Here is a 7,947-nt window from a genome sequence, read left to right as displayed (position 1 = left end):
GGCCGGCGGTGAGGCTCACCGGCGCGCCAGCGGGGAGGTGAGGGCCGCGGCCGCGCGGCGCACGGCCTCGTCGAGCTGCTCGGGGGTCAGGTCGGAGAACCCCCACCGGAAGCGGTCGGTGAGCTCGTGCGGCCCGGCGGGGCTGAAGTAGCGGCCCAGCGGGAAGTCGACCCCGTTCTGCCGGGCGACCTCCAGCGCCCGCTCCAGGTCGATGCCGGGGTCCAGGACGCGGCCCCAGGAGAAGATGCCGCCGTCCACGGCGGGCAGCTCCACGACCCCGTCCAGCTCGCGCTGCGCCGCGGCGCGCAGGGCCTCGTGCCGCCGGGCGAGCACGGCGCGGGTGCGGGCCAGGGAGGTCTCGTACGCCCCGGGCTCGCGCAGGAAGCGCAGCACCGAGCGCTGCACCACGAGGGAGGTGTGCTGGTCGGAGTCGCGCCGGGCGTCCTGCAGGGCCGGGACGAGCCACTCCGGGCCGCTGACCCAGCCCAGGCGCAGCCCCGGGCCGAGCGTCTTGGAGAACGTGTTGACGTGCAGCACGTTCTGCGAGGCGGGGTCCAGGTCGGGGGCCCGGCCCCCGTCGAAGCGCAGCTCGCGGTACGGGTTGTCCGAGAGCAGCAGGAACCCGTACCGCTCGGCGAGCTCCACCAGCCGGCGCCGCACCGCGAGCGGCTGGCTGGCCCCGGTGGGGTTGTGGAAGTCGGGGATCGTGTAGAGCACCTTGGGCCGGGCGCCGGCGCGCAGCGCGTCCTCCAGCGCGTCGGCGTCCAGGCCCTGCGGGCCGGTGGCCACGGGCAGCACCTGGGCGCGGCGCTGGCGCAGCAGGGTCAGGACCAGCGGGTAGGTGGGGTTCTCCACGGCGACGACGTCGCCGGGGTCGAGGAGGGCGTCGAAGAGCAGCGCCAGGGCGTGCAGGGCGCCGTTGGTGACGACGACGCGCCCGGGCTCCACCCCCTCGTCGGCGCCGATCCACTGGCGCAGCTCGGGGATCCCCAGGGGCACGGAGTAGCGCAGCGACGGGGCGGCGGGGTCGGCCAGCTCCTCGGCGAAGGCGCGCGAGAGCTCGGCCAGCGGCAGCGCGGCCGCGCCGGGCACGCCGCCGTGCAGGCCGATCGTGCCGGGCACCGCGGTGGCCGGGCGGGGGCCGAAACCGGTGGCCGGCAGGACGGCGCGGGCCCGGCGGGAGAGCAGGTGGGGGCTCGCGGGCCGCGGGTCCGCGGCGGGCCGGCGCTCCTCGGTGGTGGTCACAGGGGTTCTCCGTGGGGTCGCGGGCGCGCTCGGTCCCGCCCCGGGCCGGGACGGCGGGGCGGTGCGCGCGGGTGAGCGGCGTGGGGTTCTCGGGTGCCCGCGGGGACGGCGGGTTCCGCGGGTGTTCGCGGTGCTGCGCCGCGGTGGCGGCGCGGTGTCAGCGACAGGCCGACGCGCAGCGCCGGCACAGGTCGACGACGCGGCGCGAGCGGGAGCAGAAGCTGCGAGGACGGCGCAGCGGGCCGTACGGCATCGTTCCTCCATCGTTCCTGGCGGAAGCACCCGCACCCGTTCGCACGGGGGGTTGCTGCGGCGTCGTCGAGCCAGGTCTCTCGGCCGCTCTCGATGGGTTGCACGCTCACTGTGGCGTGCGGGGGACGTCTTGTCAACGATCCGGCGCCCGGTTCCCCCGAGGGGTCCCGGGCACCGGGAGGCGTTGCGCTACAGGGCCTTGCCGGGGTTGAGGATCCCCAGGGGGTCGAACACCGCCTTCACGGCGCGCTGGAGCCCGCGCACGCGCTCGGGCAGCTCCTGCCCGATCCAGCGCTGCTTGGCGGTGCCGATGCCGTGCTCGCCGCTGATGGTGCCGCCCAGGCGCAGCGCGGTGGCCACGAGGTCGTCCGCGGCGGCCTCGACGCGCTCGCGCGCGTCGGGCAGGTCGGCCCCGGCGGACAGCAGCGGGTGGAAGTTGCCGTCGCCGGCGTGGGCGACGGCGCGCACCTGCACGCCGTGCTCGTCGGCGATGCGGCGCAGCTCGCGGTGGAACGGCCCGATCTGCGACTTGGGCACCGCCACGTCCTCGCCCACCGCCACCTTCTCGGTCACCGGGCCGCGGCCCGAGCGGCGCAGCTCCCAGTGCTCCTCGGCCTCGGCGCCCGCCAGGTGCCGCACCCGCCCGCCCGCCGCGGACAGCGCCGCCGCCAGCTCCTGCGCCTCGGCCGCGGCGCCGTGCCCGTCGGTCTGGACGAGCACCAGGGCCTCCCCGCCGGCGGCCAGGGCGGTGCCGGAGTGCGCGTCGATGTCGCGCAGGGTCTGCCCGTCGAGCAGTTCCAGCACGGCCGGGCGCGCGGCGCCGGCGGTGACGGCCAGCAGCCCGGCGGCCGCGTCGTCCACGGAGTCGAACCAGACGGCCAGCGTGCGCTCGTCGACGGGGCGCGGCCGCACCCGCACCGTGACGCCCACGACGACGCCGAGCGTGCCCTCCGATCCGGTGAACAGCCCCACCAGGTCCAGGCCGGTGACGCCCTTGATCGAGCGGTGGCCGGTGGAGATCAGCTCGCCGTCGGCCAGGACCACGTCCAGGGCGAGCACCGACTCGCGGGTCACGCCGTACTTCGCGCAGCGCAGCCCCCCGGCGTTCGTCGCGATGTTCCCGCCGATGCTGGAGATCCGCCAGCTCGCCGGGTCCGGGGCGTAGCGCAGCCCGTGCGGGCGCAGCGCGGCGTCGAGGTCGGCGCCGAGCACGCCGGGTTCGACGCGGGCGACCTCGTCCGCGGGCGAGACCTCCAGCACGGCGTCCAGGCGCTCGGTGGACAGGACGACGCCGCCGGCCACGCCGGTGGCGCCGCCGGACAGGCCCGTGCCGGCGCCGCGGGTGACGACGGGCACGCGGTGCCGGCTGGCCCAGCGCAGCGTCCCCTGCACGCCGGCGACGTCCGCGGGGCGCACCAGGGCGAGCACGCCCGGGGCCGGGGGCGTGCCGGAGCGGTCGGTGACCTGCGCGGGCGAGAAACCCGTGCGGACGGCGTCCGGGCCGAGCTGGGCGAGCAGCTCGTCCAGGGCCTTCCCGGCGCCCGGGCGCGGCGCGGGCACCGCCTCGGCGGGCGGGTGCAGCGGGGCGGGCGTGGTGGTGCTCATGAGCGGTTCTCCGTTCCCATCGGTCCCGGCAGGGGCACCTGGCGTGGGCGCAGGTTGCCGCGGCGTCCTCGAGCCGGGTCTCTCGGCCGCTCCGGATGGTCGAGGCGAGGGTAACCCCCCGCGGCGTCGCGTTGACCCCTCCCGACGGAACTGGCAGGCTGGCCGCAGGTCATGAGCGCCGACGTCAAGCCCCGGCTCGTCGGCCGGCAACCCTCTGCCTGACGTGGGGTGCCCCGGGTGAGGACCAGGTCCCGGGGGAACCCCCGGGGCAAGGCAGTGGCGCGGGTTCCGCGGAACCCGCCACCCGAGCGAGGGAAGCACCGTGGAGCACCGACCCCGAACCCCCGACGTCCACGTCCTCCCGCTGCCGCGCAGGGCGAGCGCACCGCCGGTGCTGCAGGTGCACGGTGTCGTCGAGCACGGCGACGAGCGCGGCCGGACGCTGGGTTTCCCCACCGCCAACGTCGCCGTGCCCGAGCACGGCCTGCGCGACGGGGTGTGGGCCGGCACCGTGCGGCTCGGCCCGGACGGTCCCGAGCGCGTCGCGGCGGTCTCCGTGGGGCACCGCCCCACCTACTACGGCAAGGACGGCGCCCGGTTGCTGGAGGCGCACCTGCTGGACTTCTCCGGGGACCTGTACGGGCGCCAGGTCGTGGTGAGCCTGCACGTGCGGCTGCGCCCGCAGCGCAGGTTCTCCGGTTCGGCCGACCTCGTGGAGCAGTTGCGCCGTGACGTCGCCGACACCCGCGCCTGGGCGGCGCAGGACCTGCTGCCGGGCTGATCCGCCAGCGGCCGGAGGAACTCCTCCCACTCCCGCGAGGGCATCTCGCGGCGCACCGCGGGCGCCACCTCGGCGGCGAACAGCTCCAGCGCGGAGCGCTGCTCGGGCACCGTCAGGCCCTGGCCGTCGACGCCCAGGGCGAGCAGCTCGTGCCCGAACGCGGCGTGGTAGGCGCCGATCTTCTCCAGCACCTCCTGCGGGGAGCCCACCAGGGCGGGGCCGTGATCGAGCGCGTCCTCGAACGACGTGAACGGCGAGGCGTTGTGCGCGGCGGCCGGGGTGGCCGTGCAGCGCTCCCACAGCGGGCGGAACCGCTCGCGCGCCTGCTGGGAGGTGCGGGCCAGGAACACCCCGCCGCAGCCGGCGCCCACCAGCGCCCGCGCCGGGTCGTGGCCGTGCTCGGCCAGGCGGGTGGCGTTGGCGGAGAAGAGCGGTTCGCCGTACCGGGCGGCCAGCTCGGTGGACTCGCGGCTGGAGGCGGAACCGTGTCAGACGCGCGGGGGGCCGTCCAGCGGGCGCGGGTACGTCGTCGCGCCGCGCAGCGGGGGCCGGTGGCGCCCGCTCCACGTGACGTCCTCCTCGCGCCAGAGCCGGTGCAGCAGCTCGTGGTGCTCGCGGTTGCGCTCCCACTGGTCGGCCGGGTCGAACCCGAACAGGGCCGACTGGTGCGCGTCGTCGCCCTTGCCGATGACGACCTCGAGCCGGCCGTCGGAGAGGTGGTCCAGGGTCGCGTGGTCCTCGGCGACGCGCACCGGGTCCAGCAGGCTGAGGACGGTGACGGTGGTGAACAACCGGATCCGCGACGTGCGCGCCGCCAGGTGCGCCAGGACGACCGTCGGGGAGGAGAGGAACTCCGGGGAGTGGCGCTCGCCCACCCCGAAGGCGTCCAGGCCGAGCTGCTCGGTGAGCTCGGCGGCCCGCACCACCTCGCGGAAGCGTTCGCGCGGCGCGGTGGTGCGCCCGCCGGCGACGTCGCCGCTGGTGCCGGTGAGCGACGTGACGAGGAACTTCACGCGGGCTCCAGCTCCTTCTCGAAGGGCAGCGGCCCGATGGTCTCCGGGTCGGCGTCGACGTCGAACAGCGGCCGGAACCCGGTGCGCAGGTACAGCTCACGCGCCTCGGGCTGGCGCGGTCCCGTGGTCAGGTACAGCCGCGAGTAGCCGGCCGCGAGCGCGCGCGACTCCAGCTCGGCCAGCACGCGCCGGGCGAGCCCGCGGCGCCGGTGCGCCGGGTGCGTCCAGATGCGCTTGAGCTCCGCGGTGCGCGCGTCGTGGCGGCGGTACGCCCCGCCGGCGACGGGCCCGCCCTCCTCCACCAGGAGCAGCAGCAGGCCGCCGTGCTGGGGCTCGAACTCCTCGGGCGGGTGGCGCAGCAGCTCGCCGCGCACCTGCTCGGGGGTGCCGCCGTAGCGGGCGCCGTACTCGCGGGCCAGGTCCTCGAACAGCGGGCGCGCCAGCTCGTCGCCCACGCCGACCACGCGGGCGAGCAGCTCTCCGGGCTGCGCGCTCACCGGACGTCCTCCAGCGCGCGCCGGCCGGGGATCGCCCGGAGCAGCTCGAGGGTGTACGGGTGCTGCGGGTGCGCGAAGACCTCCGCGGTGGCGCCGATCTCGACGAGCTCGCCGCGGCGCACCACGCCCACCCGGTCGCTGACCTGCCGCACCACGGCCAGGTCGTGCGAGATGAACAGGTAGCTGAGCCCGTGGTCGGCCTGCAGCTGCACGAGCAGCTCCAGGATCTGCGCCTGCACCGAGACGTCGAGCGCGGACACCGGCTCGTCGCACACCACGAGGTCCGGTTCCAGGGCCAGCGCGCGGGCGACGGCGACCCGCTGGCGCTGCCCGCCGGACAGCTCCGCCGGCTTGCGGGTCAGCACGTCGGCGGGCAGGCGGACGTCGTCGAGCAGTTCCGCGGCCCGGCGGCGGCGCGAGGCGCGGTCGCCCACGCCGAACGCCCGCAGCGGTTCGGCGATCGTCTCGCCGACCGGCACGCGCGGGTCCAGCGAGGCGTAGGGGTTCTGGTAGACCAGCTGCGCGCGCCGGCGCAGCGCGCGCCAGGCCGCCCCGCGCAGCCGGGAGGTCTCACGACCCTCGAAGCGGACCTCCCCGGAGGTGGGGCGCTCCAGGCCCAGCACGAGGCGCGCGGTGGTCGTCTTGCCCGAGCCGGACTCCCCCACCAGCGCCAGGGTCTCCCCGCGGGCCACGGTGAACGAGACGTCCGACACGGCGCGCTGGACGCCGCCGCGGCCGGGCAGGGCGAACTCCTTCACCAGCGAGCGCACCTCCACCAGCGGCTCGCCCGGGCGCGGCTGCGGCGGGGCCGCCGACGCGCCCGCGGGGGTGCGCGGGCGCGCGCTCAGGCGCGCGCTGGACAGGCTGGGCGCGGCCGCCAGCAGCGAGCGGGTGTACGGGTGGCGCGGGTCGGTGAGGACCTGCTGGGCGCTGCCCACCTCGACGACCTCGCCCTGCGACATGACGACCACGCGCGAGGCGCGGTCGGCGGCCACGGCCAGGTCGTGGGTGATGAGGAGCACCGCGGTGCCGGCCTGCCGGGTCAGCAGCTCCAGGTGGTCCAGCACCTGCCGCTGGACGGTGACGTCCAGGGCGCTGGTGGGCTCGTCGGCCACCAGCAGGCGCGGGCCGGCGGCCAGCGCGGCGGCGATGAGGACCCGCTGGCGCATGCCGCCGGACAGCTCGCCGGGGAACTGCCGGGCCCGCACGGCGGCGTCGGGCAGCCCGGCGGCCGTCAGCAGCTCCACGGCGCGCGCGCGGGCCGCGGCGCCCTTGGCCAGGCCGTGCACGACGAGCGCCTCGGCGACCTGCTCGCCCACGCGCTGCACCGGGTTCAGCGACAGCGTGGGGTCCTGCGGCACCAGGCCGACGCGGGCGCCGCGCACCGCGCGCCACGCCCGCTCCGGCAGGCCGACGAGCTCCTCGCCCTCCAGCAGCACCGAGCCGGCGTCGACGGACCCGCCGGCGGCCAGCAGCCCCACCACGGCGTGCGCGGTGGTGCTCTTGCCCGAGCCGGACTCCCCGACCACGGCGACGACCTCGCCGGCGCGCACGTCGAACGAGGCGCCGTGCACCACCTCGCGGCGCCCGCCGCGCGCGGCGTACGACACGCGCAGGTCGCGCACCCGCAGCAGCGGCGCACCGCCCTCGCCGCCCGTGGCGCCGTCCGTCGGGCTCGCTGCACCGGTGTCCCGTGCGCTCACGTCGCGGTCCCCCTCTCCAGGGCCCGGGCCACGCGGTTGGCCGACAGCACGACGGCCGCCACCACCAGCCCGGGCAGGGTGGTCAGCCACCACGAGGTGGCCAGGTAGTCGCGCCCGCCGGAGACGAGCGAACCCCACTCGGGGGCGGGCGGCGGCGCGCCGAAGCCCAGGAAGCTCAGCGCCGAGACCGCCAGGACGGCCACCCCGAACTCCAGCGCGGCCAGCGCCAGCACCGGCCCGGCGGCGTTGGGCAGCACGTGGCGCAGCAGGACGCCGGTGGTGCGCACGCCCGAGGCGCGGGCGGCCTCCACGTAGGGGGCGGCGCCGACCTTGAGCACCTCCGCGCGCATGACGCGGGCGAAGTTCGCGACGGTGCCCACGCCCACCGCGATCGCCACCTTCACCGTGCCGAAGCCCAGCGCCGTGATGAGCGCCATCGACAGCAGCAGGGCGGGGATGGACAGCAGCACGTCCATCGCCCGCATGGCGACCTCGTCGACGACGCCGCGCACGGACCCGGAGACCAGCCCGATGGCGGTGCCGGCCACGAGGCCGATGAGCACCGCCAGCACGGTGGCCTGCAGGGTCAGGGCGGCGCCGTGCACCACGCGCGCGTACAGGTCGCGCCCGAGGTGGTCGGTGCCGAACGGGTGCGCGCCCGAGGGCCCCTGCAGCCGGTCCGCGGCCACGCCCTCCACGGGGCTCTGCCCGGTGAACAGCGAGGGCACCAGCGCCCAGGCCAGCACCACGAGCAGCACCAGCACGGCCAGGACCAGGCCGGGGCGCTGGTGCCCTCGCTGTTCACCGGGCAGAGCCCCGTGGAGGGCGTGGCCGCGGACCGGCTGCAGGGG

At 77.2% G+C, this 7,947-nt stretch carries 6 protein-coding genes, 1 pseudogene and 2 riboswitches; of the genes and pseudogenes, 1 reads left to right on the top strand and 6 read right to left on the bottom strand.

Going from position 1 to position 7,947, the window contains the following annotated elements; translation table 11 throughout:
* Positions 1-15 precede the first annotated feature (15 nt).
* Both GTR00_RS09615 and GTR00_RS09610 read right to left on the bottom strand, forming a co-directional pair.
* Complete coding sequence (locus GTR00_RS09615; RefSeq protein ID WP_166611406.1) at positions 16-1,245, bottom strand: aminotransferase-like domain-containing protein; 1,230 nt, start codon at positions 1,243-1,245, stop codon at positions 16-18.
* Positions 1,246-1,502: 257 nt separating this feature from the next.
* Positions 1,503-1,597, bottom strand: a riboswitch (SAM riboswitch).
* 89 nt (positions 1,598-1,686) lie between these two features.
* Positions 1,687-3,102 carry an FAD-binding oxidoreductase gene (locus tag GTR00_RS09610; protein ID WP_166611405.1) on the bottom strand — a complete coding sequence of 472 codons (1,416 nt, stop codon included), beginning with the start codon at positions 3,100-3,102 and terminating at the stop codon, positions 1,687-1,689.
* A gap of 167 nt (positions 3,103-3,269) precedes the next feature.
* Positions 3,270-3,383: riboswitch (SAM riboswitch) on the top strand.
* A 41-nt stretch (positions 3,384-3,424) separates the two neighbouring features.
* On the opposite strand from GTR00_RS09610, the gene GTR00_RS22945 reads away from it, so the two are divergent.
* A complete protein-coding gene (locus GTR00_RS22945) occupies positions 3,425-3,883 on the top strand; it encodes a riboflavin kinase (RefSeq protein WP_205705442.1) in 459 nt (152 codons plus the stop codon).
* Between the two features lie 23 nt (positions 3,884-3,906).
* Here the strand turns inward: GTR00_RS22945 and GTR00_RS23840 are convergent.
* The 4 genes and pseudogenes from GTR00_RS23840 to GTR00_RS09590 all read right to left on the bottom strand — a co-directional run.
* Positions 3,907-4,896 (bottom strand): annotated as a pseudogene (locus tag GTR00_RS23840) (LLM class flavin-dependent oxidoreductase); the annotation flags it as partial.
* Positions 4,893-5,393 (bottom strand): GNAT family N-acetyltransferase, encoded by a 501-nt coding sequence (locus tag GTR00_RS09600; protein WP_323132364.1) that lies wholly within the window; start codon positions 5,391-5,393, stop codon positions 4,893-4,895. The gene GTR00_RS09600 and the pseudogene GTR00_RS23840, both read right to left, overlap by 4 nt.
* Positions 5,390-7,096 (bottom strand): dipeptide ABC transporter ATP-binding protein, encoded by a 1,707-nt coding sequence (locus tag GTR00_RS09595; protein ID WP_166611404.1) that lies wholly within the window; start codon positions 7,094-7,096, stop codon positions 5,390-5,392. The genes GTR00_RS09600 and GTR00_RS09595 overlap by 4 nt, the downstream gene beginning before the upstream one ends.
* Positions 7,093-7,944, bottom strand: a complete 852-nt coding sequence (locus GTR00_RS09590) for an ABC transporter permease (RefSeq protein ID WP_205705443.1) — start codon at positions 7,942-7,944, stop codon at positions 7,093-7,095. Before GTR00_RS09590 ends, GTR00_RS09595 begins: the two co-directional genes overlap by 4 nt.
* Positions 7,945-7,947: the final 3 nt, after the last annotated feature.

This window comes from Kineococcus indalonis (assembly GCF_009906395.1).
Classification (GTDB): domain Bacteria; phylum Actinomycetota; class Actinomycetes; order Actinomycetales; family Kineococcaceae; genus Kineococcus; species Kineococcus indalonis.
This window is presented reverse-complemented; position numbering and strand designations above follow the sequence as displayed.